Origin of the sequence: Nocardia sp. NPDC059691, assembly GCF_042733915.1 — a bacterium.
Taxonomy (GTDB): Bacteria; Actinomycetota; Actinomycetes; order Mycobacteriales; family Mycobacteriaceae; genus Nocardia; species Nocardia sichangensis.
In genome coordinates this window covers 554005-579806 of sequence record NZ_JBHWFB010000002.1, presented here as the reverse complement: position 1 = coordinate 579806, position 25802 = coordinate 554005, and the positions used below count along the sequence as shown (strand labels likewise).

Annotated in this window: 28 protein-coding genes; 18 read left to right on the top strand and 10 right to left on the bottom strand. The window is 68.8% G+C overall.

What is annotated here, in order from left to right:
- Positions 1-6: 6 nt before the first annotated feature.
- A complete protein-coding gene (locus tag ACFV2O_RS06700; RefSeq protein ID WP_379250714.1) occupies positions 7-600 on the bottom strand; it encodes a TetR/AcrR family transcriptional regulator in 594 nt (197 codons plus the stop codon).
- A gap of 111 nt (positions 601-711) precedes the next feature.
- On the opposite strand from ACFV2O_RS06700, the gene ACFV2O_RS06695 reads away from it, so the two are divergent.
- Positions 712-1869, top strand: a complete 1158-nt coding sequence (locus ACFV2O_RS06695; protein WP_379250712.1) for an alpha/beta fold hydrolase — start codon at positions 712-714, stop codon at positions 1867-1869.
- Positions 1870-1959: 90 nt separating this feature from the next.
- On the opposite strand, the gene ACFV2O_RS06690 is transcribed toward ACFV2O_RS06695, so the two are convergent.
- Together ACFV2O_RS06690 and ACFV2O_RS06685 are read right to left on the bottom strand one after the other, a co-directional pair.
- Positions 1960-3579 (bottom strand): acyl-CoA dehydrogenase family protein, encoded by a 1620-nt coding sequence (locus ACFV2O_RS06690; RefSeq protein ID WP_364428727.1) that lies wholly within the window; start codon positions 3577-3579, stop codon positions 1960-1962.
- Positions 3566-4216: a TetR/AcrR family transcriptional regulator gene (locus tag ACFV2O_RS06685; RefSeq protein WP_379250710.1), complete on the bottom strand. Its 651-nt coding sequence runs from the start codon at positions 4214-4216 to the stop codon at positions 3566-3568. Before ACFV2O_RS06685 ends, ACFV2O_RS06690 begins: the two co-directional genes overlap by 14 nt.
- A gap of 66 nt (positions 4217-4282) precedes the next feature.
- Between ACFV2O_RS06685 and ACFV2O_RS06680 the strand changes: the two genes are divergently transcribed.
- The 3 genes from ACFV2O_RS06680 to ACFV2O_RS06670 all read left to right on the top strand — a co-directional run bounded on the left by ACFV2O_RS06680 (position 4283) and on the right by ACFV2O_RS06670 (position 7434).
- Positions 4283-5044: a crotonase/enoyl-CoA hydratase family protein gene (locus ACFV2O_RS06680; RefSeq protein ID WP_379250708.1), complete on the top strand. Its 762-nt coding sequence runs from the start codon at positions 4283-4285 to the stop codon at positions 5042-5044.
- A gap of 5 nt (positions 5045-5049) precedes the next feature.
- Positions 5050-6291 carry a hypothetical protein gene (locus ACFV2O_RS06675; protein WP_379250707.1) on the top strand — a complete coding sequence of 414 codons (1242 nt, stop codon included), beginning with the start codon at positions 5050-5052 and terminating at the stop codon, positions 6289-6291.
- Between the two features lie 378 nt (positions 6292-6669).
- Positions 6670-7434: an MspA family porin gene (locus ACFV2O_RS06670; protein WP_379250705.1), complete on the top strand. Its 765-nt coding sequence runs from the start codon at positions 6670-6672 to the stop codon at positions 7432-7434.
- On the opposite strand, the gene ACFV2O_RS06665 is transcribed toward ACFV2O_RS06670, so the two are convergent.
- Positions 7410-8129, bottom strand: a complete 720-nt coding sequence (locus ACFV2O_RS06665; protein ID WP_379250703.1) for a TetR/AcrR family transcriptional regulator — start codon at positions 8127-8129, stop codon at positions 7410-7412. The genes ACFV2O_RS06670 and ACFV2O_RS06665 overlap by 25 nt on opposite strands.
- Before the next feature lie 58 nt (positions 8130-8187).
- Between ACFV2O_RS06665 and ACFV2O_RS06660 the strand changes: the two genes are divergently transcribed.
- Positions 8188-8907: a DUF4386 family protein gene (locus ACFV2O_RS06660; RefSeq protein WP_379250701.1), complete on the top strand. Its 720-nt coding sequence runs from the start codon at positions 8188-8190 to the stop codon at positions 8905-8907.
- 92 nt (positions 8908-8999) lie between these two features.
- Here ACFV2O_RS06660 and ACFV2O_RS06655 read toward each other — a convergent pair whose 3' ends face one another.
- Positions 9000-9680 (bottom strand): pyridoxamine 5'-phosphate oxidase family protein, encoded by a 681-nt coding sequence (locus ACFV2O_RS06655; RefSeq protein WP_379250699.1) that lies wholly within the window; start codon positions 9678-9680, stop codon positions 9000-9002.
- Between the two features lie 80 nt (positions 9681-9760).
- Here ACFV2O_RS06655 and ACFV2O_RS06650 point away from each other — a divergent pair, with 80 nt between their 5' ends.
- The 4 genes from ACFV2O_RS06650 to ACFV2O_RS06635 all read left to right on the top strand — a co-directional run bounded on the left by ACFV2O_RS06650 (position 9761) and on the right by ACFV2O_RS06635 (position 14429).
- The gene (locus ACFV2O_RS06650) at positions 9761-11131 is read left to right on the top strand and encodes a PLP-dependent aminotransferase family protein (RefSeq protein ID WP_379250697.1); all 1371 of its coding nucleotides are present in this window, start codon (positions 9761-9763) and stop codon (positions 11129-11131) included.
- An 84-nt stretch (positions 11132-11215) separates the two neighbouring features.
- Positions 11216-11461: a DUF2630 family protein gene (locus ACFV2O_RS06645; protein WP_355074698.1), complete on the top strand. Its 246-nt coding sequence runs from the start codon at positions 11216-11218 to the stop codon at positions 11459-11461.
- 9 nt (positions 11462-11470) lie between these two features.
- Positions 11471-12907, top strand: coding sequence for a dihydrolipoyl dehydrogenase family protein (locus tag ACFV2O_RS06640; RefSeq protein ID WP_379250695.1), 1437 nt, complete (start codon positions 11471-11473; stop codon positions 12905-12907).
- 13 nt (positions 12908-12920) lie between these two features.
- Positions 12921-14429 carry a carboxylesterase/lipase family protein gene (locus ACFV2O_RS06635; RefSeq protein WP_379250693.1) on the top strand — a complete coding sequence of 503 codons (1509 nt, stop codon included), beginning with the start codon at positions 12921-12923 and terminating at the stop codon, positions 14427-14429.
- 9 nt (positions 14430-14438) lie between these two features.
- Here the strand turns inward: ACFV2O_RS06635 and ACFV2O_RS06630 are convergent, their stop codons facing one another.
- Positions 14439-15308 carry an Fpg/Nei family DNA glycosylase gene (locus ACFV2O_RS06630; RefSeq protein WP_379250691.1) on the bottom strand — a complete coding sequence of 290 codons (870 nt, stop codon included), beginning with the start codon at positions 15306-15308 and terminating at the stop codon, positions 14439-14441.
- 41 nt (positions 15309-15349) lie between these two features.
- Positions 15350-16114, bottom strand: a complete 765-nt coding sequence (gene cobF / locus ACFV2O_RS06625) for a precorrin-6A synthase (deacetylating) (RefSeq protein WP_379250689.1) — start codon at positions 16112-16114, stop codon at positions 15350-15352.
- 108 nt (positions 16115-16222) lie between these two features.
- Between cobF and ACFV2O_RS06620 the strand changes: the two genes are divergently transcribed.
- From ACFV2O_RS06620 to ACFV2O_RS06595, 6 genes are all read left to right on the top strand, one after another.
- Positions 16223-17050: a thymidylate synthase gene (locus ACFV2O_RS06620; RefSeq protein WP_379250687.1), complete on the top strand. Its 828-nt coding sequence runs from the start codon at positions 16223-16225 to the stop codon at positions 17048-17050.
- A complete protein-coding gene (locus ACFV2O_RS06615) occupies positions 17047-17547 on the top strand; it encodes a dihydrofolate reductase (RefSeq protein ID WP_355074710.1) in 501 nt (166 codons plus the stop codon). Before ACFV2O_RS06620 ends, ACFV2O_RS06615 begins: the two co-directional genes overlap by 4 nt.
- Before the next feature lie 185 nt (positions 17548-17732).
- Entirely contained in the window at positions 17733-18059 is a 327-nt protein-coding gene (locus ACFV2O_RS06610; RefSeq protein ID WP_356963798.1) for a cupin domain-containing protein, read from the top strand.
- Between the two features lie 57 nt (positions 18060-18116).
- Positions 18117-19175 (top strand): Dyp-type peroxidase, encoded by a 1059-nt coding sequence (locus tag ACFV2O_RS06605; RefSeq protein WP_379250685.1) that lies wholly within the window; start codon positions 18117-18119, stop codon positions 19173-19175.
- On the top strand, positions 19172-19972 hold the full coding sequence (locus ACFV2O_RS06600) for a family 1 encapsulin nanocompartment shell protein (RefSeq protein ID WP_379250683.1): 801 nt from the start codon (positions 19172-19174) through the stop codon (positions 19970-19972). Before ACFV2O_RS06605 ends, ACFV2O_RS06600 begins: the two co-directional genes overlap by 4 nt.
- Positions 19973-20061: 89 nt before the next feature.
- On the top strand, positions 20062-20592 hold the full coding sequence (locus tag ACFV2O_RS06595; protein WP_379250681.1) for a hypothetical protein: 531 nt from the start codon (positions 20062-20064) through the stop codon (positions 20590-20592).
- Between the two features lie 40 nt (positions 20593-20632).
- Here ACFV2O_RS06595 and ACFV2O_RS06590 read toward each other — a convergent pair whose 3' ends face one another.
- Positions 20633-21205: a GNAT family N-acetyltransferase gene (locus ACFV2O_RS06590; protein ID WP_379250679.1), complete on the bottom strand. Its 573-nt coding sequence runs from the start codon at positions 21203-21205 to the stop codon at positions 20633-20635.
- Positions 21202-22497, bottom strand: a complete 1296-nt coding sequence (locus ACFV2O_RS06585) for a hypothetical protein (protein WP_379250677.1) — start codon at positions 22495-22497, stop codon at positions 21202-21204. The genes ACFV2O_RS06590 and ACFV2O_RS06585 overlap by 4 nt, the downstream gene beginning before the upstream one ends.
- A 691-nt stretch (positions 22498-23188) precedes the next feature.
- Between ACFV2O_RS06585 and ACFV2O_RS06580 the strand changes: the two genes are divergently transcribed.
- The 3 genes from ACFV2O_RS06580 to ACFV2O_RS06570 all read left to right on the top strand — a co-directional run bounded on the left by ACFV2O_RS06580 (position 23189) and on the right by ACFV2O_RS06570 (position 25108).
- Complete coding sequence (locus ACFV2O_RS06580; RefSeq protein WP_379250675.1) at positions 23189-23398, top strand: hypothetical protein; 210 nt, start codon at positions 23189-23191, stop codon at positions 23396-23398.
- 14 nt (positions 23399-23412) lie between these two features.
- Positions 23413-24009, top strand: a complete 597-nt coding sequence (locus ACFV2O_RS06575; protein WP_379250673.1) for a hypothetical protein — start codon at positions 23413-23415, stop codon at positions 24007-24009.
- A 61-nt stretch (positions 24010-24070) separates the two neighbouring features.
- Complete coding sequence (locus tag ACFV2O_RS06570) at positions 24071-25108, top strand: hypothetical protein (protein WP_379250671.1); 1038 nt, start codon at positions 24071-24073, stop codon at positions 25106-25108.
- A 10-nt stretch (positions 25109-25118) separates the two neighbouring features.
- On the opposite strand, the gene ACFV2O_RS06565 is transcribed toward ACFV2O_RS06570, so the two are convergent.
- Positions 25119-25793 carry a TetR/AcrR family transcriptional regulator gene (locus tag ACFV2O_RS06565; protein ID WP_364428649.1) on the bottom strand — a complete coding sequence of 225 codons (675 nt, stop codon included), beginning with the start codon at positions 25791-25793 and terminating at the stop codon, positions 25119-25121.
- Positions 25794-25802: the final 9 nt, after the last annotated feature.

Here is a 25802-nt window from a genome sequence, read left to right as displayed (position 1 = left end):
TAGGACTCAGCCTCGCCAACCCGCGATGAGCAAGTCGGTGAGCCGGCCCAAATAATCCGGCTCGATCGGGATCCCCACGATCATCAGCCGCCAATAAAGCGGTCCGGCGAGCATGTCCAGCGCCAGATCGATGTTCAGATCCACGGGCAGCTCGCCGCGGGCGATAGCCCGCCGCAGCATGTCGGCGGCCCGCTCGCGCCGCGTATCCCGCGCACCGACCAGAAGCGACTGCGCCAGTGTCGGATTGCGCGACGCCTCCGCCAACAGATCGGGAATAACCCTGGCCGCCAACGGATGTGATAGCATGCCCGCCGCCGACTCCAGATAGGCCCGGACATCACCGCGCAGGGTGCCGGTGTCCGGAGTCTCGGCGGCCGCGACCGCCAGAGTCGAGGCGAGAGCGGCCACCATCTCCTCCTTCGATCGCCAACGCCGGTAGACCGTCGGCTTGCTGACGCCGGCCCGCCGCGCCACCGCCTCCATCGAGAGCCGGCCGTAGCCGACCTCTGCCAATTCGGCGAGCACCGCTTCGGTGATGGCCTCCGTCACCTGCGGTTGCATTACGGCGGCCCCGGCGGGACGGCGTCGTTCGGCTGTCATGCCCCCATCATGCCACGACGATACGGTTGCGTTTACACGTAGTTGTAATCTACGGTTTTAACGTCGATACGCCATCGTGTTGACGTAGTCGGATAGACGTAGGAGATTCCGGTGAAGTTCCTGTTCGATGACGAGTCCTTTGCCTTCGAGGCGCTGCGGACCGCCTGCTTCGCCGAGTTCGGCGGCGCCGATCTCGGCGAAGTGCTGGCTGTCGCACGCGCCGTTCCCGACGGTGACGAGGAGGCATGGTGCACACAGTGGACCGTCGCGGGAGACCGGGCGCGCGCGCTCGGAGGTAGACAGGCGCTGCTGCGCGCCTCGAACTACTACCGCACCGCCGAGTTCTTCCGCCGCGACGATCCGTTCGACGATCCCGTCGCGAGGGACCTGTTCGCACGGGCCCAGGACACCTTTGCCGAAGCCGCCCAACTCATGGACACGCCCGTGGAGGCAGTCGAGATCCCTTACCAGGACACCCATCTGCCCGGCCTGCTGTTCCTGGCCGACGACTCCGGCACACCCCGGCCGACCATCATTCTCACCAGCGGCTTCGATTCCCCGGCCGAGGAGGCGTACTTCGCCCTCGCGGCCGCGGCACTGCCGCGCGGCTACAACGTCCTCGCCTACGACGGCCCCGGTCAGGGTGCCGCGTTGCGGCATCAGCGATTGTTCTTCCGCCCCGACTGGGAAGCGGTCCTCACCCCGGTCGTGGACTACGCGTTGACGCGGGCAGAAGTGGACGCCGAGCACGTCTACCTCTACGGCTACAGCCTCGGCGGCTTCCTGACCCCGCGGGCCGCCGCCTTCGAACACCGCGTCGCCGGGCTGATTCTCGACGGCGGCATCTACAGCTACTACGACGTGAACTTCGCGAGCATCCCGGCCGTCGCCGCCGAGTGGGTCATGGCAGGCCGCGATGACGTCGCGGATCCGGTCGCACATCTGATGATGGCCAACCACACCGGCACACGGTGGGCGCTGCGCAACGGCCCGTGGTCCTTCGGCACCGCCACCATTTCCGAATATCTGCGCCGCACAAGGGAATACACCCTCGACGGCCTCGCCGATCGCATCACGGCGCCCACCCTCATCTTCGCCCCGGACAACGACCACTTCTTCGCAGGCCAGCCCGAGCGCCTACACCGCGAATTGACCTGCCCCACAACGTTGGTTCCCCTGCACAGTGTCGATGGCGCCGGGGAGCACTGCGCCTACGGCGCCCGTTCCACCCTGCTCCACCACATGTTCACCTGGCTCGACGCCCTCTGAGATCTGCGGCGTGGGGTCTCCTGGGCCGATTCGAACACCTCGCCTCCGGGGACCGCTTCACCTGAATCGGTCCCCGGTTGCTCGGCAAGCTCAGACGAATGCCCGTTCGATGATCGCGCCGGTGTCGACGCCGGTGGGCAGTGTGCCGAACGCGATGCCCCAGTCGTCGCCGAGCCGGGTCGCGCAGAACGCGTCGGCGACGGCGGGATGACCGTGCCGGACCAGCTGCGCGCCTTGCAGCACCAGCGCCATGAGTTCGACGACGCGCCTCGCGCGGTACTCGATGTCGTTGAGATCCGACAACTCCTTGCCGACCCGGGCGATCGCGTCGTCCAGGCGCGGATTCTCGCCCTTGGCGAGCGACACTTCGTTGAAGTACGCCTCGACCGTCTCAGGCTGACGCCCCATGGCACGCAGCGCGTCCAGCGCCGCGACATTGCCCGACCCCTCCCAGATCGACATCAGCGGCGCCTCCCGGTACAGCCGTGGCATACCGGATTCCTCGGCATATCCGTTGCCGCCGAAGCATTCCAGCGCCTCGGCCGCATGCGCGGGCGCCCGCTTGCACACCCAGTATTTGGTGACCGCGAGCGCGATGCGCCGCAGTGCCGCCTCGGCCGGATCGCCGCCCGCCCGGTCGGTGGCCCCGGCCAGGCGCATCATCACGGTGGTCGCGGCGTCGGACTCGATCACCAGGTCGGCCAGCACGTTGCGCATGGCGGGCTGGTCGATCAGCTCGGCGCCGAACACTTTCCGGTGCCGCGCGTGGTGCACCGCGTACACCGCGCCCGCCCGCATCCCGGTCGCGGAGCCGATCACGCAGTCCAGCCTGGTCATGTTCACCATCTCGATGATGGTCTTGACGCCCGCGCCCTCCGCGCCGACCAGCCAGCCCGAGGCGTTCTCGTACTCGATCTCCGAAGAGGCATTGGACTTGTTGCCCAGCTTGTCCTTCAGTCGCTGGATGCGGATCGGGTTGCGGGTGCCGTCCGGCAACACCCGGGGCAGCAGGAAACAGGACAGGCCGCCGGGCGCCTGCGCCAGGGTGAGGAACATGTCCGACATCGGCGCGGAGGTGAACCACTTGTGGCCGACGATCCGGTAGGAGCCGTCCGGCTGCGGCGTCGCGGTGGTCGTGTTGGCGCGCACGTCCGAGCCGCCCTGCTTCTCGGTCATCGACATGCCCGCGATCAGCCCGGCCTTGGTGGACGGCTCGCGCAACCCGAATTCGTAGACGCGGGAGCCGAGCAGCGGCTCGTATTTCGCCGCCAGTTCCCGGTTGTGCCGCAACGCGGGGACCACCGCGTAGGTCATCGAGATCGGGCACATGTGGCCCGCGTCGGCGGTGCCCCAGGTGTAGAACTTCGCCGCACGCGCCACGTGCGCGCCCGGCCGGTCGTCCAGCCACGGGGCGCCGTGCAGGCCGTGCTCGACGGCCACGCGCATCAGGTCGTGCCAGTGCGGATGGAACTCGACCTCATCGATGCGGTGCCCGTAACGGTCGTGCGTGCGCAGCACCGGCGGGTATTCGTTGGCCAGCCTGCCCCACTCCTGCGCCTGCGCGCCGCCTGCGAGCGCGCCCAGTTCTCGCACTTCGGCTTCCGCCCAGCCCGCCCCTTCCCGGTGCAAACCCTCGAGCAGCGCCGGATTGCGCGACACGTCGAACGGCACGATGTCGGGCACCTGGTTGAAGACTTCATGCGTCTGCATCTGACACTCCTGATTCCAGCCGGGCGCCACCCGCGCCCGGGTCGTCGCGCACGCCAAGTGCGCGCATCGCGAAAGCGGTGAGTTCGGGGACGACGGATTCGCCGTGCGGCGCGTCGGCGAGCGGCCCGACCAGCACCTCGCCGATCGCGCCGACCAACGCGGCCGCGCTGATCCTCGGGTCCTGCGGCGGGATCTCGCCCCGCGCGATGCCCTCGGCCACCGCCGATTCGAAGGTCTCGGCGAACGCCCGCCGGAAGTGCAGGCGTTCACTGTCCACGGCCGCGTCGACCGGCTCGGCGAGCAGCACGTAGGCCAGGTTCGGGTTCTTCAGCGCGCGGCCCGCGAAGGTCTCCACGGCCGCGGTGACCCGCTCGACGGCCGTTCCGAGCGCGCCCGCCGCGGCCACGGCGGCGACTTCGCGGGCGACCACCTTCCGGAACACCGCGCGCACCAACGCGGACTTGCCATCGAAGTTCTTGTAGACGGTGCCGGTGGCCAAGCCCGCCTCGGTCGCGACCGCCGCCATGGACAGCGCGGCGTAGCCGCCGCGCGAAAGCACCTTCGTCGCGGCCTGCACGATCAGCCCCGCCTGAGCGTCCAGGCGGGCCTGCACAGCGGGAGTTCTGCGGTAGGCCACCCAAGAAGTGAAGCATGAATTCATTTCTTCACACAAGGGTGCTTTCACGGGCGTATGGTCGAGCGCGTGACGGTACTCATCGAACGCAACGGCCCTGTGACGACCGTGATCCTGCACCGGCCCGAAGCACGCAACGCCGTGGACGGGCCGACCGCCGCGGCGCTGGCCGACGCCTTCCGTGAGTTCGACGCCGACCCCGATGCGGCGGTCGCGGTGCTATGGGGCGACGGCGGCACCTTCTGCGCGGGAGCCGACCTGAAGGCACTCGGTACCGAGCGCTCCAACCGGGCCGCCGAGGACGGTGACGGCCCGATGGGACCGACCAGGATGCGGCTGTCCAAGCCGGTGATCGCCGCGGTCTCCGGCTACGCGGTGGCGGGCGGGCTCGAGCTCGCGTTGTGGTGCGATCTGCGGGTCGCCGAACAGGACAGCACCTTCGGCGTCTTCTGCCGCCGCTGGGGCGTCCCGCTGATCGATGGCGGCACCGTCCGGCTGCCGCAGATCATCGGCGCGGGCCGCGCCATGGACCTGGTGCTCACCGGCCGCGCGGTCGACGCCGAGGAGGCGCTGCGAATCGGGCTGGTGAATCGCGTGGTGCCCACCGGTGAAGCCCGCCGCGCGGCGGAGGCGCTTGCCGCCGAATTGGCCGCGCTGCCGCAGACCTGCCTGCGCTCGGACCGGATGTCGATGCTGGAGCAGGAGGGGATGACCGAGGAGTCCGCGCTGCGCAACGAATTCCGCCACGGGCTGACGGCGCTGGCCGGCGGCGCGCTGGACGGCGCGCAGCGCTTCGCGGCCGGCGCGGGCCGGCACGGCGCTCGCGCCTGAGCCCCATGGGCCGGCTGAGCGTCGTCGACGAGATCTTCCTGCGCGGCCACCGAGGGCTCGGCACGCCGATCGCCTTGCAGGGGCTGTGGCGGACAGCCGACCGGGTGGACCCCGCGCTGCTGGTGCGGGTGCACGAGGCGTTGCGGTCGGGCCCGTTGGGACGCAGAGTGGTTCGCCCGCGCGTGCCGGGAGCTCGCCGGGCCTGGCGGCCGAATGTCCGGGCGTATCCGATACGCCGCGCCGAGGGCGTCCTCCCGGTCGCGGACCTGCTCGGCTGGGCCGACGCGCAGGGCGCCGGGCTCGATCCGGAATACGGCCCGGGGTGGCGGCTTTCGACCGCGGCGCTGGATGACGGCGGTTCGGTCGTCTCCCTCACGTGCTCGCACGTGCTGGCCGACGGGCGCGCGCTGGTGCTCGCGGTGGACGACGCACTGGGCGGCGCTCGGGTACGTCCGGCGGATCTCTCCGGACGGGAATCGGATTGGGCCGACGCCCGCCGCCAGTGGTCGATCGTCCTGCGCGGTACCGCGGCGGCGCTACGGCACGGGGTTCCGCGGCAACCGGGCGCACCGAGCCGGGACGAGCAGCCGCGCGGGGCCGACAACGCGACCCACAGCGCGATCCTGCAATGCCCGGCTGCGGAGTGGGATCGTGTGGCGGCGCGCGACGGCGGCACAGCCAACAGCCTGTTCATCCACCTCGTCGCGACCGTGCTCCGGGACAGCGGTTTTCCCGGCGACACGATCGAGACCAGTCTGCCCGTCGACACACGCGACGAACCCCGCGTCGACAACGACCTCGCCATGACGCGCATCGCGATCACCCGCGCCGACACCCCGGCGACGATCCGCGCACTGGCTCGTTCCGCCTACGAGCACCGCATGTCCGCACCGGGCGGCATGCCCGAGGAACTCCTTCAGGTGATTCCGGATCGCTGGGCCTACGCGCTGTCGAAGGGAGCGGGCGAACGAGACATCCTGTGCTCCAATATCGGCACGCTCCCTGCATCGTTGCTCGAACTCGGCCCGCACCGCTGCACCGGCGTCGCCGCTCGCGCCATCCATCCCGGCCTCACCACCGCGCGACTGCCCCGCACCCGCCTCTCCGGATACCTTTGCCGTATCGGCGACGATTACGTGCTCAGCCTGGTCTCCCTCGACCCGGAGCGGATCGAGTCCGCCGGTACGCTGCGCGAACTGGCGGTGCGCGCGGTGAATTCCGCGGGCTTGCACGCCTCCGCGTGGTGAATCCCGCGAACTGACGCGCCGAGCCACGGGCGCGCCCGCCGAGCGGCGGGCATATCCACGGGCGCGCAGCCGACTCACGGATTTTCGCGCGGCGAGTTCACCCGACACGCGCAAAATTTCGGCGAACAGCGGTGAGTTTTGTCGACCTGGTATGAAATCCGATAGTTTCGCTCGCCGCTCACGGCGGTTCGCGCGAATGCCGACGACCGCGATCGGTCGGGTCGGCCGACTCGCCGTGTCGGCAGGATCACCGTCGGCGGCGGCACTGCCCGATAAAGTCTGCGGCGTATGCCGAGCGAGGGCCGCGACGACCCATTTGCCGTGCAAGTCCGTTTCGCGCAAGAAGTTCCGATTCCATCGATACTCGACTGGAGCATGATGAACCGAAGGCATTCACGTACTCTCGCCGCGATCATCGCGGTGGTTGTGACCGCTACCGGCGCTTTCGCTGTTTCCGATTCCGCAGCGGGCGCCGCGCCAGGAGAGATCAACGCCGGTGGACTGCATCTGATCGCGTCGGCGAACGCCAATAACTTCGCGGCCGCCGGTGACATCGCGCCGGGAATTCCGTTCGTGCACTCGGTGCGGGTGTCCGGAGACTTCTCGGTGTCTCTCGACGGCCCCACGGCGCTGCGCGGCGGAGAGATCGCCGTCGGATATCTGGTCGGCTGCGCGGTCGACATCTCCAACGGCATCTCGATCGGTATCTCACCCAGCGTCGGAATCAACGCCGGGATCGCGCCCTCCTTCGGCCTGGAGGGCTCCCTTACATTCGAGGCGCCCTCCCTGCAGATGAACATGCCCGATCAGCACATGATGATGCCCTCGCTGCAACTGATGGCGCCGCCGAGCGTCAGCGTCGGCGCCGCCGTCGCCATCCAGCCCAGTATCGGCGTCGAGGCGGGCGTCGCCGGCGAACTCGCGGTGAATCTTGCCCCCGGTTCGGTCACGGCGGCGGTGGTCGGCGCGGCGGAAATCGACGGGGAATCCGAATTCCCTTACACTTTCGCGCACACCAATACCCCGTTGAATGTCAGCGGTTGCCTTTCACCGGCCTCGGCCATGCCTTTTGTCACCGTGCGGGCCGATTCGAAAAGGGCAACCGCGCAAACGACCGGCTATGGCGCCGCGTTCTGGTTCTGACCGTCGCGCCGCACCAATCCGTCCAGCAGCGCGCGCAGTCCCCAGTCGAACTGCGCGTCCGAGATCCACTGCGCCAGCACGGCGGCACTCGCCCGGGTGCGCGGCCAACGATCACCGTCGACGGTGTCGAACGCGGCCGCGCGCCCGGCGATCCGCTCGGATTCCGGCGCCAGCGGTGGTGTTCCGTCGGTTTCCGCGACCTCCATGGCGAGCGAGCCGATGACCTGGACCATCACGGCGTAGGCCGCGCGGGCGCAGTCCTCCTCGGAGAGGCCGGTTCTGGCCAGACAGTTCAGCAACGCCTCCCCGACGTCTCGTGCGGCGTCGCCGTCCATGGGCGCGCTCATCATCAACCCCGCCACCGCGGGATGTCTCCGCACCTCGGTTCGTAGTCCACGGGCGAATTCCAGGACGGCCGCGCGGGGTTCGACGCCCGGGTCGGCGAGCACGGCGACCGGCACCGCTCCGAGCACCCGTTCGACCACCGCGCGCTCCAGGTCGGCCCGGCTCGCGACGTAGGTGTAGATCGCGTTCGGATTCACGCCCAGCCGAGTCGCGACCGATCGGATCGACACCGCGGCGACACCGCCCTCGTCCATGAGTTCCATGGCGGCATCGACGATCTGCGTGTCGCTGAACGCCCGTCGCTCGGACCTGGTCCTGCGTTCCCCTGGTGTTGACTTCGCCGTTGCCACGCGGTTGACTGTACCCCGTACAGCTACCTGTACCCCGTACAGCCAGAATTGAGACGCCATGCCCGCACGCCCCTGGCCCGCCATCGCCCTGCTGGTGGCCGCGCCGATCACCCTGAACGTCGCTTTCGCCGGACTCGGCTCGACCTTCGACTATCCGCACGTGTTACGCGAACCCGCGGCCGAAGTGCTCGCCCTGTTCCGGCACAACCAAACCGCCGTCGTCGCCTGGTTCGTCGTGCTGGCCGTCGCAGCCGCCGCACTGGCGCCGCTGGCGGTTCTGATCGGCAAGCTGGACCGCACACCGGCCATGCGCGCCGCCGTCGCGGCGGGCGTCGCGGCCGCCGCCGTGCAGGCGATCGGCTTGCTGCGCTGGCCCGTCGCGGTTCCGGCGCTGGCGGCGCGGGCCGCCGAGGAAGGCCCCAGCTCCCCGGCCGTGCGCACTTTCGAGGCGCTGGGCGCGGTGCTCGGCACCGGCCTCGGCGAAACGGCCGGATACACCCTCACCGCCGCGTGGACGGCCTTGGTCGCCATCGCGTTGCGGCACAGAATGCCCGCGGCGTGGAGCGTGCTCGGTTACGTCTGCGCCGTCCTGGTGCTCAGCGGAGTACTCGTCCCGCTGGACATCCCGCTCATGGCGCAGACCAACTTCGTGGGCTATGTGCTGTGGAGCATCTGGCTGCTGGCCTTCGCGGCGCTGCTCGCCTGCCTCCCATCCGCCTCGGCGGCCCGCCACGAGTCCACGCCCGCGCAGCGGATCGACGCGCCGCACCCGCTGTGACGCGCACGAAAACGCGAGCGGCCGTTCACGCTCAGCGGTCGATCTCGCCGCCACCTCCGGACTCGTGGTCGTCGTCCACACCCCACAAGTGGTCAGCGGACGGAGGCCGAGCGCTCCAGGACGTCCGCGGGGACCGGGACGCCGGGGTCCAGGTCCGTGGAGTCGATCGGGGCGTCCCACATCTGGCGCAGCGGGAGGACACCGGCCCACACGCCGCCGTTGTCGATGTCCGACGGGTCGTCCTTCGGGCCGCCAGCACGGACCTTCACCGATGCCTCGGTGAGGTCGAGAGCGAGCACCTTCGTGGCGGCGAGCTCCTTCTTGCTCGGGGGCCGCACGCGCGACCACGCGCCCGGTGCGGCGTGCTCGACGATCACGCGCAGCCCGTGCAGGCGTTCGTCGTGCTCGGTCACCTCCCGCGCCCGGCCGAGCACGACCGCGGAGCGGTAGTTCATCGAGAAGTGCATGGCCGAACGCGCGTAGACCACGCCGTCGACCAAGGTCACCGCCACCGAGATGTCGGCGGCGAGCGCCGCGCGCAGGTTTCCCGCGCCGGTGGAGCCGTGCAGGTAGAGCGTGTCGCCGTCGCGGCCGTAGGCGGTCGGCAACACGACCGGCGTGCCGCCGAGCAGCACACCGAAGTGGCAGATCAGCCCGGCGTCGAGCACCGCGTCCAAGTCGGCGCGATCGGTGCGGGCACGGTCGGTCAGCCGGGTCGGCGTGCTGCGCGGCGTCGGCGAGAGGGGAGCCCGTGGGCTGACTGTTTCGGTCATGAACCCAGCATCGATCCGCTAATGGCATTATCAAAGTGCCAATTCAAATGATTCTCAGCAGTCCACTTCGAGGAGAAGCCGTGCTGGACGACATTCCCCTCGACCTCGATCGCGACCTGGCGCAACCGCTGTCGGTGCAGATCGCCGACCAACTGCGCCGCGCGGCGACCGGCGGGCCGCTGCGCGGCGGCGACCGGTTGCCGTCCACCCGCGCGCTGGCCGGGCGGCTCGGCGTGAGCCGCACCGTGGTCGCCGCCGCCTACGACCAATTGCACGCGGAGGGCTGGCTCGACGGCAGACGCGGCTCCGGAACCTACCTGACGACCGCACCGGCCGCCGCGCCCGCGCGCACCGACCCCGTGGACGACACCGACGCCGCGCCGCAGCTGTTCGACCTCGCCCCCGGTGCGCCGTGCGTCGACGCCATCGATCCGGCCGCATGGCGCCGCGCCTGGCGCGCCGCGGCGGACCACCCCCCGCTCGTGCGCAAGGACCGCGCGGGCGAACCGGAGTTCCGCACGGCGGTCACCGAGCATCTGCTGCGCCACCGCGGGATCGGCGCGGGCAGCGACACCGTGCTGCTCGCGACGGCGGGAACCAGTTCCGCCGTAGGCGAATTGGCCGTGGCGCTGCTGCGGCCGTGCGATGCCGTCGCCATGGAGGATCCCGGCTATCAGCGCGCCGCAGGGGCATTCGCGGCGGCCGGTCTCGAGGTCGTCCCGGTTCCCGTCGACGCGCACGGACTGCGCGTCGACGCGCTGCCGTCCCGGATCAAAGCGGTGTACTGCACTCCGGCGCATCAATTCCCACTCGGCGCGCGGATGCCCGCGGCGCGACGGGTCGAGCTGGTGGAGCATGCGCGCCGCTCCGGGACCTTGGTCATCGAGGACGACTACGACGGCGAATTGCGCTACGACACCGCGCCGCTGCCGCTGCTGGCCACCATGGCTCCGGACGTCGTCGTCCACCTGGGCACGACTAGCAAGATCCTGTCCCCCAGTCTCGGTGTCGGCTGGTTGCTCGCCGCTCCGGAGATAGCCGGGGCGGTGCTCGCCCACCGCGAGCGCACCGGCACCGGCCCGAGCACGGCGGGCCAGCGCGTGCTCGCCGCTTTCGCCGCACACGGCGATCTGGCCAGGCACCTGCGCAGGCTGCGCCGCATGCTGCCGCCGCGCAGGGCGCTGGTGGTGACCGAACTGCGCCGCCGCGGACTCGGCGTGCTCGGCGACGACGCGGGTTCGCACGTCGTCGTGCCGGTGGAGTCGGCAGAGGACGAGCTGCGCGTGGTCGCGGAAGGCCTGGCGCACGGTGTCGCGCTGGACGGGTTGGCCAGACATCACCTCGGATCGCGCCGGGACCACTTCGGCGTCGCGCTCGGCTACACGGCGCTGTCCTGGCCGGAACTCGCCGCGGCCGTCCCGAAGGCCGCCGCGTGCCTCGTCCGGCCGTAGCATGGTCGGGGTCAGCGAACAGGCCCGGAGGCGGCAGCGCAGCGTGATCACGCGGAGCCCCGCACATGCCGGAAAGGACGGACCATGAGCGAACAGGACATCTTGGCGCGGATCAAGGAACTGGTCGACCAGGAGCACCAGCTGCGCTCGCAGGCGACTCGCGGCGAATTGGACCCGAGGACCGAACGCCAGCGCCTGGCCGAACTGGAAGTGATGCTGGATCAGGCCTGGGACCTGCTCCGTCACCGCCGGGCGCGGATCGATCAGGGCCAATCCCCGGACGCGGTCCAAGCCAATACGGTCTCGCAGGTCGAGGGCTACCTGCAGTAGGCGCGGGCGATGTCGAGCACACCGACCGACTACGACGTCATCGTGATCGGCGGCGGACCGGCGGGCGAGAACGCCGCCGCCTACGCCGTCGCGGGCAGCGACCGCACGGCCGCCATCGTGGAGCGTGAACTCATCGGCGGCGAATGTTCCTATTGGGCCTGCATCCCGAGCAAAGCGCTGTTGCGACCGGGCCACGTCCTGGCGGCCGCGCGGGCGATGCCGGGCGTTTCGGCCACCGGCCTCGACGTCGAGGCGGTGCTGCGGCGGCGCGACGCCTTCGTGCACGACCATGACGATTCCGCCCAGGTCGACTGGGCGCGCGGCAACCACATCGACGTCGTTCGCGGCACCGGCCGCCTGACCGGCACGCGCTCGGTCGAGGTCGACGGGCGGCAGTTGCGCGCCCGGCATGCCGTGGTGCTCGCCACCGGCACCACCGCGAACGTGCCCGATGTGCCCGGCCTGCGCGCCGCGCTGCCGTGGACCTCCCGCGACGCCACCAATCTGCACGAGGTCCCGCGCCGGGTCGCCGTGGTCGGCGGCGGCGTGGTGGCCAGTGAGGCGGCGACCTGGCTGGCCGCGCTCGGGGCCGAGGTCACCCTGCTGGTGCGCGGCGCGGCGCTGCTGGCCGCCAACGAGCCGTTCGCGGGCGAACGGGTGGCGGCGGCGCTGACCGACGCGGGCGTGCGAGTGCGTTTCCGCACCGAGCCCACCTCCGTCGAGCGCCCGGTCGCGAAGGACACCGGTGAAGGCCGGATCCACGGCGGTCCCGTCACGGTCCGGTTGCGCGGTCCCGAAGGCGAGTCGGCGCTGGAGGTGGACGAGATCGTGGTGGCGGCCGGACGCGCACCCGCCACGAAAGGCCTGGGCCTGGACGCGGTCGGGCTGTCCGACGGTTACATCGCGGTCGACGACCACCTCACCGCGCGCGATGTCGAGGGCGAGTGGCTGTATGTGGTCGGCGACCTCAACCACCGCGCCGCGCTCACCCACATGGGCAAGTACCAGGGTCGGGTGTGCGGCGACGTGATCGCCGCGCGGGCCGAGGGCAAGCCGCTGGAGGATCCGCGGTTCGTGGCGAGTTCCGATCACGGCAAGGTGCCGCAAGTGGTGTTCACCGCGCCGGAGGTCGCGGCGGTCGGCCTGACCGAGGCGGTGGCCAGGGACGCGGGGCACTCGGTGGAGACCGTCGAACTCGACATCGACGTGGCCGGGTCGGCGTTGTCCCGGGACGACTACGCGGGCCACGCGAAACTGGTGATCGACCGCGCCACCGACACGCTGCTCGGCGCCACCTTCGTGGGGCCCGACGTGGGCGAGCAATTGCACGCGGCGACGATCGCCGTGGTCGGCGGGGTGCCGCTGTCCACCCTCTGGCACGCCGTGCCAGCTTTCCCTGCGGTCAGCGAGTTCTGGCTGCGCCTGTTGGAGGCGCGGCGCGCGTAGCTACCATTTCTAAATGGTGGCAACAACGGATATCGCGACCGCCGACGGAGTCGTCCGCGGTCGCCGGGGCCGCCGCGTCCTGCGCTGGCGGTCCATTCCCTACGCGGCTCCTCCCATCGGAGACCTGCGGTTTCGCGCTCCGCAGCCGGTCGAACCCTGGTCCGGCGTTCGGGCGGCGACGGACTTCACCTCCGCGGCCATGCAGCATCGCTCCGGGGCGCGGATCGGGCCGCGCGCCTATCAGCCGACCAGCGAGGACGCGTTGACACTCAATGTCACCGTGCCCGCGACCCCGGCGGCGAGCCCGCGCCCGGTGCTGGTGTTCATCCACGGCGGCGGCTATCTCATCGGAACCTCCGCGCTCGGGCTGTACTCCGGCGCGCGACTGGCGCTGCGTGGAGATGTGGTGGTGGTCTCGCTGAACTACCGGCTGGGCGCGTTCGGCTATGTCGACTTCAGCGAATTCGGCACCGCGCAGGAACCGTTCGACTCGAACCTCGGCTTGCGTGACCAGCTCGCCGCGCTGGAGTGGGTGCGCACCAATATCGCGGCCTTCGGCGGCGATCCGGGCAACGTGACGATATTCGGCGAGTCGGCCGGGGCGCACGCCGTACTCGGTCTCCTGGCCACACCGAAAGCCAAAGGGCTTTTCCATCAGGCCATTTCCCAGAGCCCACCCGCGGACTGGGCAGTGACCGCCGAGGAAGCCCGCGGCTTCGCGCGCCGCTGCGTCGCCGCGCTGGGCGCCACGCCGGACACCGCGCACACCGCCCTGCGCACGGCAGGCGCCAACGACATCCGCCGCGCGGTCGACCGCACCATCGGCCAGGTGGTGCGGGAACAGCCCGGCGCGTTTCCGGTGTGCCCGGTGGTGGACGGCGAGTTCCTGCCGGTTTCCCCGGTCGACGCGATCACCGACGGCTCCGCGCACCGGGTGCCGCTGATCATCGGCACCAACCGCGACGAGGGCACGCTGTTCGCCAGGTTCGCCGACGAACTGCCCACCACCCCGGACCGGCTGCGCTCGGCGCTCGGTAACTCCACCGAGGCGGAGTCCAGGATCAAGGCGGCGTATCCCGGCTATCCCCAGCCGAAGGCCGCGGTGCGGGCGGGTGGCGACTACACCTTCTGGCGTCCTTCGGTGACGGTCATGGAAGGTCACAGCAGGCACGCGCCGACCTACGCCTACCGTTACGACTTCGCCCCGCGCGCCCTGCAACTCGCCGGGATCGGCGCCACGCACGCGACCGATCTCGTTCCGGTCTTCGGCGTGACGGATACTCCGATCGGCCGGGCCTTCACCGCCGCGGGCGGCAGGCGCGGACTGCGGGCGGTCACCGAGCAGTTCCAGGACAACTGGCTGGCTTTCGCGCGCACCGGAACTCCGCTGCCGTCCTGGCCCGCTTACACGGAGGCCCGCAGGTCCACCCTGATCATCGACTACCCCACGCGCGTGGAACACGACCCGGACCGGGAGAAACGACTCGCCTGGCAGGGCGTGCGGGTCCCGACGCTGACCTGAGCCGGGCCGCTACTTCAGCAAGCGCGACATCCGCCGGTCCGCGAGGACCTTGCCGCCGGTCTGACAGGTCGGGCAGTACTGGAAGGACCGTTCGGCGTAGGAGACCTCGCGGACCGTGTCGCCGCAGACCGGGCAGGGTTGCCCGGTCCGCGCGTGCACCCGCATACCGGAGCGCTTCTCGCCTTTGAGGCGGGCGGCGTCCTGGCCGACCGAGCGTTGCACCGCGTCGGTGAGCACCGTGCGCATGGCGGTGTACAGCTCGGCCATCTTGTCCGCCGGGAGGGTCTTGGTGTTCGCGAACGGCGAGATCCGCGCCGTATGCAGGATCTCGTCGGAGTAGGCGTTGCCGACGCCCGCCAGCAGCGCCTGGTCCACGAGCGCGGTCTTGATCCGCTGGGAGGTGCCGTGCAGGATCTCGGCGAACTGCGCCTCGGTCACCTCCAGCGCGTCGGGGCCCAGGCGCGCGATACCGGGCACCGCCTTCGGGTCCGCCACCACGTACACCGCGAGCCGCTTCTTCGTGCCGGCCTCGGTGAGGTCGAACGCGGGTGTCGCCCCTTCGGGCGTGAAGAAGTGCACCCGCAGCGCCAGCGGGCTCTTGCCGCCCGGCTTGGGCGGCGTCGGGCTCGGCTCATCGATCCAGCGCAGCCATCCACCCCGCGACAGGTGCGTGACCAGCCACAGCCCGTCGCATTCCATGCCGAGGAATTTGCCCCAGCGCCCCGCGCCGGTGACGTCTCGACCGGACAGTGCGGTGACCGGGGGCTCGAATGTCTTCACGGCGCTCAACGCGGCCACGTCGACGCGGCCGACCACGGCGCCGACCGCATGCTCCCGGAGGAACTGAGCCAACGCCTCCACTTCCGGTAGCTCAGGCACGGGGTTCAGACTACCCAGCCCTACCGACAACCTGCCGGTTCTCACACGGCAGCGGGCGGATCACTCCCCGCGCGGCGCAGCAGATAGATGTCCATGATCCAGCCCTTCCGGTCGCGCAGCTCGGCGCGGCGGCGCACGATCTCCTCGCCCACCTCCGACAGCGGCCCCTCGATCAACGTCTCGTCCGGCATGCCGAGGTAGGCGCCCCACCAGATGTGCGCGCCAGGGTCCGAAATCGTGGTGAACGAGCAGTCGCCGTCCAACATCACCAGGGCGTTCTCTGCGCCGAGTCCCTCGTCGCGCAGGCGACGGCCGGTGGTGATGCGTACCGGCTCACCGATGCCGTGCAGCACGATCCGATGCCGGGCGGCCAGGGCCTGCGCGCTGGTGATGCCAGGAATCACCTCGTAGTCGAAACGCACCACGCCGCGAGCGAGCACCCGCTCGATCATCCGCAGCGTGCTGTCGTAGAGCGCGGGATCACCCCAGACCAGGATGCCGCCGACGCCGTCGGCCGCGGCGAACGCCGATTCCAGCAGCGCCGAGCGGCGATCGTGCCAGTCGTCGACCACGTCCACGTAGTCGGCGGGCGTCCGGTCGCGCGGCGGGTCGGCGATCGGCACGATCCGGTACGGCCGATCCATGTGTTCGGCCAGGATCGCCGTCCGCACGTCGACCAGTTCCCGCTTGGCTTCCCCCTTGCCGATGACGAAGAACGTCTCGACCTGCCGCATCGCCTTGACCGCCTGCACGGTGACCTGGTCGGGGTCGCCCGCACCGATGCCGATCACGTAGAGCTTGCGCATGGGCTCGAGCTTGCCAGGGCCACGGCGGGCCACCGTCGTCAGGCGTGGCCAGGGACGCGCCCGATCGGCTCGCCGAGTGTGCGAGCACGAAGACTAGAGTTGCCAGACGTGGCTCACGACGCGCTCGATCCGGCATCGGCTCCCGACACCCAGTACGAGGACCTGTTGCGACTGGTGCTGACGTCCGGCACGAAGAAAGCCGATCGCACCGGCACCGGAACGCGCAGCGTCTTCGGCCACCAGTTGCGCTACGACCTCGCGGCGGGCTTCCCGCTGATCACCACGAAGAAGGTCCACCTCAAGTCGATCGTCTACGAGTTGCTGTGGTTCCTGCGCGGCGACTCCAACATCGGCTGGCTGCGCGAGCACGGCGTCTCCATCTGGGACGAATGGGCCGACGCCGACGGCGAACTCGGCCCGGTCTACGGCGTGCAGTGGCGGTCGTGGCCCGCGCCGGACGGAACGCACATCGACCAGATCTCCCAGGTGCTGCACACGCTGCGCACCAACCCCGACTCCCGGCGCATCATCGTCTCGGCGTGGAACGTCGCCGACCTGGACAAGATGGCGCTGGCGCCCTGCCACGCGTTCTTCCAGTTCCACGTGGCCGACGGGAAGCTGTCCTGCCAGCTCTACCAGCGCAGCGCCGACCTGTTCCTCGGCGTGCCGTTCAACATCGCCAGCTACGCCCTGCTCACCCACATGGTCGCCCAGCAGACCGAGCTGACGCCCGGTGACTTCATCTGGACCGGCGGGGACTGCCACATCTACGACAACCACCTGGACCAGGTCGCCCAGCAACTCGCCCGCGACCCCTACCCGTTCCCCACGCTGCGGCTGCATCCCGCGCCGACGCTGTTCGACTACCGCTACGAGGACGTCGAGGTTATCGACTACCGGCACCATCCGGCCATCAAGGCCCCGGTGGCGGTGTGAGCGAGCGGACGGTCGGGCTGATCTGGGCGCAGACCCTGGACGGGGTGATCGGGTCCGGCAACACCATCCCCTGGCGGCTGCCGGAGGACATGGCGCACTTCAAGGACGTCACCTGGGGACATCCCGTGGTGATGGGCCGACGGACCTGGGATTCGCTGCCGCCGCGGTTCCGGCCGCTGGCGGGGCGGCGCAATATCGTGGTGACCAGGCAGCCGGACTGGTCGGCCGAAGGCGCCGAGCGGGCGTCGTCGGTGCCGGAGGCGCTGGCCAAGTGCGCCCCGGACGCGGTCTGGGTGGCCGGTGGCGGCGAGATCTACCGCGCCGCACTCGAGTTCGCGACCGACCTGCGCGTCACCGAGATCGATACCGCGGTCGAGGGCGACGCCTTCGCGCCGTCGATCGGACCGCAGTGGCGGCCCGACGACCCGGAGCCGTGGCGCACCTCGGCCACCGGCCTGCGCTACCGCATCCGGCACTACACCCGGCGGCCCGCCTAGCGCGCCACGCCAAGAGGCTCCGCGAACGCCGCCCCCACGGGCGGGGACGGTCGAACCCGGCCCGCGCCGCGACGGACTCGGGCATACTCCTCGATATGCGGGCGGCCGGACCCGCGTCCGGTCGCCCGCCTCGAGCCGTTGCCACCAGCCCGGCACCGGCTGTGGTGCTCTGCGAAAGGCGGTCCATGGAAAAGAAATCGCTGACTGCGGTAGCGCGCCAGCAACTGAAGCTGGCCGCCCTCGCCACGAGCGGGCGCAGTTCACAGACAATCTATGGCGGCCACACGCATACGCTGCGGCAAACGGTGGTCGGCCTGATCGCCGGGCACAGCCTGGCCGAACACGACAACACCGGCGAAGCCACGTTGCAGGTGCTCAGCGGCACCCTGGTGCTGCTCAGCGGGGCCAACGAATGGAAAGGCTCAGAGGGCGACCTGATCGTGATACCCAAGGCGCGCCACAGCGTCAAGGCGATCGACGACGTCGCGTTCCTGCTGACGGTGGCGATGTAGCCACCACGATGCGGGTCCGTAGCCCGGCCGGACCGGTCGGGCATTAGGGTGTCGATCATGGGTGAGCCGCAGCCGATCCTCGAACCGCTCACACCGTCCGCGATCTTCTTGGTCGCCACGATCGACGAGGGTGGCGAAGCGACGGTCCGCGACCTGCTCGCCGATATCACCGGCCTGCGCCGCTCGGTGGGCTTCCGCCTGCCGGGCGCGAACCTCACCTGCGTCACCTCGATCGGCTCCGACGCATGGGACCGCCTGTTCGCCGGCCCGAAACCGGCTGAGCTGCATCCGTTCCCCGGTTACGTCGGCGCACGCCACACCGCGCCCGCGACGCCGGGCGACCTGCTGTTCCACATCAAGTCCGAGGTGCAGGACGCCTGTTTCGAGCTGGCCATGGCGATCGGCGATCGGCTGGCCGGTGCGGGAACGATCGTGGACGAGACGGTCGGCTTCCGCTACTTCGAGCAGCGCGATCTGCTCGGTTTCGTGGACGGCACGGAGAATCCGGAGGGTCGCGCGGCCTACGCGGCGGCGCTGGTGGGCGACGAGGACCCGGACTTCACCGGCGGCAGCTACGTGATCGTGCAGAAGTACACGCACCCGCTGGCGGACTGGCGCGCGCTCTCGGTAGAAGAGCAAGAGCGCGTCATCGGCCGCACCAAACTGGACGACTTCGAACTCCCCGACGAGATCAAGCCGGCCGACTCGCACGTCGAGGTCAACACTCTGATCGATCCGGACGGCACCGAACGCCAGATCCTGCGCGGCAACATGCCCTTCGGCAGCGTGCGCGAGGGCGTGTTCGGCACCTACTACATCGCCTACGCGGCCACGCCGAGCGTCACCGAACGCATGCTCACCCGGATGTTCCTCGGCACCGACGAGGCGGCCTACGACCGCATCCTGGATTTCTCCGTCGCCCAAACAGGCACCTCGTTCTTCGCACCCACCGTCGATTTCCTCGACGATCTGCCCCCGGCGCCGTGGGAGGCGGCGGAATCCGTGGTGTCCGTGGACACCGACGGCGCCGGTCCCGCAGATCTGCCCGGCACCGCCGCGCCCGCGGGCGACGGCGCCCTCGGTATCGGCTCGTTGAAAAGGAGCATCCGGTCATGAACAACCTCCATCGCGAACTAGCGCCGATCACCTCCGAGGCGTGGGCGGCCATCGAGGAGGAGGCGACGCGCACGTTCAAGCGGCACATCGCGGGCAGGCGCGTCGTCGACCTGTCCGGCCCGCACGGCGTCGACTACTCGGCGGTGGGCACCGGGCACACCACGGCGATCGATTCGCCGGACGCCGGGGTGTTCGCCCGTCAGCGGGTGGTCGCGCCGCTGGTCGAACTGCGGGTGCCGTTCACGCTCTCCCGCGAGGAACTCGACAACGTGGAGCGCGGCGCGCAGGACGCCGACCTGGACCCGGTGAAGGACGCCGCGAAGAAGATGGCGTTCGCCGAGGACCGGGCGATCTTCGAGGGCTATCCGACCGCGCACATCACCGGCATCCGCGCCGCCTCGTCGAACGACCCGATCACGCTGCCCAGCGATACCCGGCTGGTTCCCGAGGCGATCGCGCAGGCGTTGACCGCCCTGCGGCTGGCCGGTGTCGACGGACCGTACTCGGTGCTGCTCAGCGCCGATCTGTACACCGCGGTCAGCGAGACCTCCGACCACGGCCACATGATCCGCACGCATATCGAGCGCCTCATCCCGGAAGGGGAGATCATCTGGGCGCCCGCCATCGACGGCGCGATCGTGCTCACCACGCGCGGCGGCGACTTCGATCTGCGCATCGGCCAGGACCTGTCCATCGGCTACCTGACGCACGACAGCACGTCGGTGCAGCTGTACTTCCAGCAGAGCCTGACGTTCCTGGTGTACACGGCCGAGGCCGCGGTCCCGCTGACCCTCTGAGCGCCGGTCACATCTGGGAACGGCCAGGTGCGCGGCCGGAGCGCGAGACGGTACGGTGGCCGGATATGCGCCATGAACAGGTAGGTGAGATGACAACGGTGCGGGCGGGTGTTGTTCCGACGCAGCGCGCCGTGTTCTACAGCGTGCTCGGCATCCTTACCACCGTCACGATCTGCGGTTCGTTCGTCGCCGCGTTCGGGGTGAACCGGGTGTTCACCGGCCTGCTGGCCGGAGCCGTCGTCGGTATCGCGGTGCTGGTCGCCCTGTTCACCCGGGACGCCGTCGTCCTCACCGATCACGCCATCTACCGGCGCAAGCCGTGGACGATCTCCAGCATCTCGTGGGACCGCGTGGTGGCCGGGCGCTTCACCCTGGACGAGCGCGCCCGGTGGTCGCTGGCACTGGACCTCTCCGGCGGCGACGAACCGCACGGCGAGCTGGTGCTGTTGTCCATTCCCCCGGTGGTCCGCCCGGTCGCGGGAGCGTACGACCTGCGCAAACGCGACCAGGTCACGGAGATACGGGCGATACTGCGGCGCAAGCGGATTCCGGTGACGGTGCTGCCGCAGATCGCGGGGGCGTTGCAGGAGCATTGGCAGATCGCGCCGCCGACGCACTGAGGGGTGGGTCAGCCGAGCCGGCTTCTTTCGTCGTTTCTGCTCAGCGCAACTCGCGGATCAGCACCTCGAAACGGGGGGCGTCAGGCCAAGATGGGCGCAGCCATCCGACCCTTTCCCAGCCCCAGCGCCGATAGCGCGCGTAGGCGCGCTCGTTGTCCGCTTCGACGAGAAGTGTCGCGCGCTGTTCGGATCGAGAACCGAGCAGTTCGTCATGCAGTGCCCGCGCTACGCCTTGCCCGGCATATTCCGCGCACACCATGATCTCGCTGAGACCGAACGTGCGCGCGCCGTCTTCGGTGGTGAACTCCTCGGGATCGCCGCTGTCGAGATGCAGTCCTGTCCACCATCGCGCGTTCGGAGGTAGCGGCCATCCCCAGGTCTGCCCCGCAGGTTCACCCTCGACTCGGGCAAGCACATATGCGAAGCCGCTGCCACGGGGACCGGTGTAGGAATCGAACCGGCGCATGAATTCCGAAGGCGAATCGAACGGATCTCCAGATTCGATGGCATCGACGTATGAATGGCGGTAGACGTCCTCGACGATCTCTCTTCGCGCACGTGCTTCGGCAGCTGTGTAGTGCTCGAATTTCAGGCCATCCGGCAAGCCGGTCACGCGGTCACCGCCTTCCGCGTCAGGGAGTCGTACAGCTCGCGGAACTCCACACCGGCGGACACCCGATCGACTGCTGCTCGAACTGGCTCGAGGCGGCGCAGTGTGCGTGTCGATGCAATGGCAGACAGTTCCGACAACGCCGGGAAGCCGTGCTCGAGCGCGCCGGTGATATCGCCGAGGCGAGCCCTGGTCGCCGCCGACCATGCGCGGACGATCGTGGCATTACGCATTGCCGCGGGGTGATCGACGGCAGCCGCGTACAACTCGACAGATCGACGCAGGTCGCCGATGTCCGCATAGCCGCGAGCCTCGTGGTCGGCGATCTCCGAGTAGGTTACGAATCGCAGCCATTGCGGAACTTCTTCCAGCGGTTCGGACTGCATGGCCTGATCCAACTCTCGCCATGCGGTCGCGATAGCACGCCCGAAAGCAATTCTGTCACCGAGTATTCCGCACGCCTGCGCCTCACGAACAGCTATCAGAGCATGTATCCGGCCTGGTAGCCGACCGCGCATCAAGGTGCGGGCACGATCAGCGAGTTGCAGGGCCTTGTGGGGGCTTCCTCCTCGATTGGCGCGAGCAAGGGAGCTGGATTGATTCGCCGCAATCAGGCAAGTGTGTGCAATGAGGTCATCGTCGTTCGCCTCTGTGCCGAGAGCCATGGCATCAGCAAAGCACCGGCGCGCAAGCGGGTGCCGGTCCGCGTCATAGGCCAACCACCCGGCGAGCACGGCTAGTTCTCCGGTCGCCTTGGTGAAGGCGCTGCCAGTAGCGGAATCGAATACACCGGTTTGAAGCCGGTCCAGGGCGTGCGCCAGCTTGTCAACGGCGAAACCGACCAGTTGTGCACCGCCTGTGCGCTGATCCTCCTGACCGAGCGCATCGACATCGGCCAACAGCCGTTCGGCATCACTCATGCCGATTCGGTCGGCGCTGTCCGGGACAAGCACCGCGACCGCGCCTACCGCGGCTAGCTTGTTGAACTCACGCCGCTTCACATCGTCCTCGACTTCCCGCACATGCATACCGACCGCACCGTCACCAGCATTGGCCGGTTCGGGCTGGATGGTTTCTGCCCCGCTAAGAACAGGATGCCCTCCGGTTTGCGGTGGTGCACCTGCCAACTGATGCCAGAACCGCTCCCGCTGCGCCGGTTCGAGGCCGTTGTAGATCGTGTCGAGCGCTTCGGCCGACCGCCCTCTGACCGGACGCTCGGCTGTGGTCCTCTGTTCCCACTTCTGCACAGTCGCAGTCTGAAATCCGACCTTCTCGGCGAACTCCTCTTGTGTCATGCGCAAAGCAACTTCGCGCAGCGCTCGGACTTCTTTTCGTGTCCATGTGCTGACGATCGTACGACCTCGAGACGAGTTGTGTGCCTGGGATCACATGCTCAGCGCGGACAAGCTGAAAAAGCCCCGCCGCCGGGTTGATGCGATGCCTTGATCGGCTCCCCGGCGGCGGGCGTACACCAAGGCCGAGCAATCTGACCAAGAGGGTCTACACCGATGGGACACATATCTTTCGGGGACACACCCCGGTCTCGCTGCCACTTCTACCAGCGCGTGTGTGATCTGCCCGCTGTAATCGACCCGCCAGAGCTGGGGCGCATCATCATGCGCGCGTCGTACGTAGGAGCGTTGACCATGCCCGCTCCGCTAGGGCGAGCCGTCAGGCAAGACATGCAGCGCCGCAGGGATGCGATAGGGCCGATCGTGGCGCATCCTCGCTCGAACAGGTGGACCTACATTGTTCGGCCCGATCTTCCCGACGACACAAAGCTTTTCGCGGAGATGTTCCGGCTCGACGTATCGATTGTCCGAGGGGGCGGAACTGTGGCACTGCCGTCACCCACAGCTGAGTTCGGCGCTGTCAGGCATTGGATAGAGACACCCCGGGACAGGTACCGTCCGTCCGGAATGGTTGTGGTCGAGTCCATTCGGGCGTGTGTCGGTCCGGGTAGGCGATGACCGGAAGCGAGACGCGATGACTTCTCCGCTGCCGAACGATCCTGATGTGCATCTGTCCGTCTTCCTGCACGGCGTCCGGCTCGACTTCACGGCCTGCCTTACTGCCGCGTTGACGTTCATCGAAGACCACCGGAAACGCCACTACGTCGACGCGGTGCACATACTTCCCGATAATGCAGGAGGCTGGCCCAGGTTACCGAACGAGAAGTTGTACCTGGAGCGATGAGGGTTCCTTGCCCGGTGACCGGTGCACGCGCGACACTGACCTGTTCGGACCATGACGAGAAGGAGCTGGGCGTGGGGAATGACGAGCAGTTGACCATGGATCTCGGCGTACCCGTCGAGCAGACCGAATGGGGTAAATGGGTCGACCCGGACCGCCGCGCGGCGCAGGTCCAGAAGTTCATGGACCATGCAGGATTGAGCCGCTTTCCCTCGGAACCGTGGCCAGAAGGATCGGCGGAGGCGAAGCGTCTGAACCCCATCGTCGCGGAATTGTTCCCGAATATGACTACCGCGGTGGACCCCGAGAACGCCGACATGGTAGACGCTTTCATCTGCTTCGTCGGTGAATGTTTCATCAGGTTCGCGGGCGCACGATGGTTCGATTGCGAATGGTTCGGCCGAGAGCATTCCTTCTACCCGCGCGTGAATCCCGCAGTGGAATGCGACACCTACGACGAAGACGAAATCGTGATGTGGCGGCTGGTGGACAGCATGATCGGCTACGACCCTGAAGACCATGACGGCATGTTCTCCTACATTGCCGCAGCAGTGCGCGAATATGCGTCCTACCACGAAGAGAAACGGCAAGAGGAATCCGCGAACCGCACATGAAGGCTCGCTTCTCTAGATCTTCTCACCAGGACACTACGCACACCGGGGGGTGTGTCCAGCTATGCCGGATGGATACGACCGAGACCGCGACAAGGTCAGGAACCATGAACGCGGCAGAATATTCGAAAACGGCACCGACCGGTTCTTTCGCGACCGTGAGAACGGATACGTTCAGCAGTCGCGGTTGTACCGCGTCGAAGGAGTGGGTAAAACTCGATTCGACAAGATCAAAGACGATCGGGGAAAAGTCAGCTCCATCGAAGAGAAATCCGGCAGAATCGACGGAGATAAGGACGAAACTCAGCTCAAGGTAATACGTGCGCTTCTCGCCAATCGTGAGGTGCATCAACATATATTGCGATCCGTCGAAGGCGAGTTCATATCAAGTAAGGCTCAAGAACTCATCAGAGGATTGATTCGGGATTTCGGGGATCGGTTCACGCACCAGGTCATATCGCGGGCCGACGCTCGCGAAATCTGGGCACGTGGGCTGGCATTGGAGCGAGGCCAGCAGCTCGAATTGCCCGGTGTCGGCGAGAAAGCGCGGCAGCAGAAGACGCAACAGCGCGAGCATAGGTCGAAACTCGCGGAGCTGGCGAACAAGGCACGTGAACGAGCCGAGAAGTTCCGGAATATGCTGCGGTTTCGGGAAGGCGCCACTCGTGGCCGGGTGGAAGCTCCCCAGCGAGCCGAACACGCCAGGCAGGTCCAGGAGCAAGCCGAACGAGCCAGGCAAGTACCCCATGCGCCGGAAACCGAGCGTGCACGGGTTGCACGTGAGGCCGCCGAGCGGGTCGCGCGGGAATTCCCAGCGCCCGACCAGCACCAGGAGCGACCGGCCGCCGTCACTGGGGAACCGGCGGCCGAGGCACGCGCGGCAGCCGAGAAGGAACGCGCGGCAGCGGAGAAGGAACGCGCGGAACATCTGGCGCGGCTGCAAGCGCGCGGAATACCACCGGAGGTGGTGAAGATTCTGGGGCTCGGTCAAGCGGAACCGCCGTCGGCGGCGGTGCGGGAGTCGCCGGGTCATGGCCCGTCGGTCGTGCGGGGTTATTTGCACAGCCAGGATCGGAGCCGGGGGATCGAGCGCAATCGGTAGCCGTACCGTGTCATGGGTTGGGCATCGCCAGGTGGTCCAGCAGCACGATCGCCTCGGCCCGGATCGGGTCGAGATCTCCGGGCCAGCCGAGCGTGCGCAGTACCGCCCCGGGGATCGTGCGCTCGGCGTACCTGGGCGCGGCTCCTTCGTCGGAGCGAATGCTGATCACCGTCTCCACCAACCGGAACGGCAGCAACTGCGTACCCGGCACGCTCACCGCGCCGACCTCGGCCAGCACCTGCGCGGCCAAAGTCTCGTAATGTCCGCGCAATTCGTCGCGGCGCAGGCGGAAGGCGGCGAAGCGCTCGGTGCGCAGTTCCGGGAGCAGGTACAGCGCACCGAGATTCCAGCGGGACGCACATAGTTGCCGCACGTCGAACAGTGCCAGCGCGTACAACCGGACCGGCACTGGTTCGGACGCCGCGCGCAGCCGCTCGGCCAGTTCGATCGGGGCGGCGACGGTTTCGGCGAGCAGCGCGTCGAGGATGTCGTCCTTGGCGGCGAAGTGGTGGTACAGCGAGGCCTGGCGGATGCCGACGGCGTCGGCGATCGCGCGGGTGGAGGTGTTGGCGTACCCGTTGGTGGTGAACAGTTCGCCTGCGGCGTCGAGGATCTCGGCGCGCGGCGTCGATCCGCGCCTGCGTCGTTGTTCGAGACGCGGCCGTCCGGGCCCGAGGTTTGCCACGGGTTCATT

What these genes read in the sequence shown, in the direction of transcription:
- ACFV2O_RS06585 (WP_379250677.1), bottom strand. Translation starts at nt 22,497, where the DNA reads ATGACACAAGAGGAGTTCGCCGAGAAGGTCGGATTTCAGACTGCGACT.
- ACFV2O_RS06610 (WP_356963798.1), top strand. Translation starts at nt 17,733, where the DNA reads ATGGAAAAGAAATCGCTGACTGCGGTAGCGCGCCAGCAACTGAAGCTG.
- cobF (WP_379250689.1), bottom strand. Translation starts at nt 16,114, where the DNA reads ATGCGCAAGCTCTACGTGATCGGCATCGGTGCGGGCGACCCCGACCAG.
- ACFV2O_RS06605 (WP_379250685.1), top strand. Translation starts at nt 18,117, where the DNA reads ATGGGTGAGCCGCAGCCGATCCTCGAACCGCTCACACCGTCCGCGATC.
- ACFV2O_RS06645 (WP_355074698.1), top strand. Translation starts at nt 11,216, where the DNA reads ATGAGCGAACAGGACATCTTGGCGCGGATCAAGGAACTGGTCGACCAG.
- ACFV2O_RS06670 (WP_379250705.1), top strand. Translation starts at nt 6,670, where the DNA reads ATGAACCGAAGGCATTCACGTACTCTCGCCGCGATCATCGCGGTGGTT.
- ACFV2O_RS06600 (WP_379250683.1), top strand. Translation starts at nt 19,172, where the DNA reads ATGAACAACCTCCATCGCGAACTAGCGCCGATCACCTCCGAGGCGTGG.
- ACFV2O_RS06655 (WP_379250699.1), bottom strand. Translation starts at nt 9,680, where the DNA reads ATGACCGAAACAGTCAGCCCACGGGCTCCCCTCTCGCCGACGCCGCGC.
- ACFV2O_RS06635 (WP_379250693.1), top strand. Translation starts at nt 12,921, where the DNA reads ATGGTGGCAACAACGGATATCGCGACCGCCGACGGAGTCGTCCGCGGT.
- ACFV2O_RS06595 (WP_379250681.1), top strand. Translation starts at nt 20,062, where the DNA reads ATGACAACGGTGCGGGCGGGTGTTGTTCCGACGCAGCGCGCCGTGTTC.
- ACFV2O_RS06640 (WP_379250695.1), top strand. Translation starts at nt 11,471, where the DNA reads ATGTCGAGCACACCGACCGACTACGACGTCATCGTGATCGGCGGCGGA.
- ACFV2O_RS06580 (WP_379250675.1), top strand. Translation starts at nt 23,189, where the DNA reads ATGACTTCTCCGCTGCCGAACGATCCTGATGTGCATCTGTCCGTCTTC.
- ACFV2O_RS06675 (WP_379250707.1), top strand. Translation starts at nt 5,050, where the DNA reads ATGGGCCGGCTGAGCGTCGTCGACGAGATCTTCCTGCGCGGCCACCGA.
- ACFV2O_RS06700 (WP_379250714.1), bottom strand. Translation starts at nt 600, where the DNA reads ATGACAGCCGAACGACGCCGTCCCGCCGGGGCCGCCGTAATGCAACCG.
- ACFV2O_RS06660 (WP_379250701.1), top strand. Translation starts at nt 8,188, where the DNA reads ATGCCCGCACGCCCCTGGCCCGCCATCGCCCTGCTGGTGGCCGCGCCG.
- ACFV2O_RS06570 (WP_379250671.1), top strand. Translation starts at nt 24,071, where the DNA reads ATGCCGGATGGATACGACCGAGACCGCGACAAGGTCAGGAACCATGAA.
- ACFV2O_RS06690 (WP_364428727.1), bottom strand. Translation starts at nt 3,579, where the DNA reads ATGCAGACGCATGAAGTCTTCAACCAGGTGCCCGACATCGTGCCGTTC.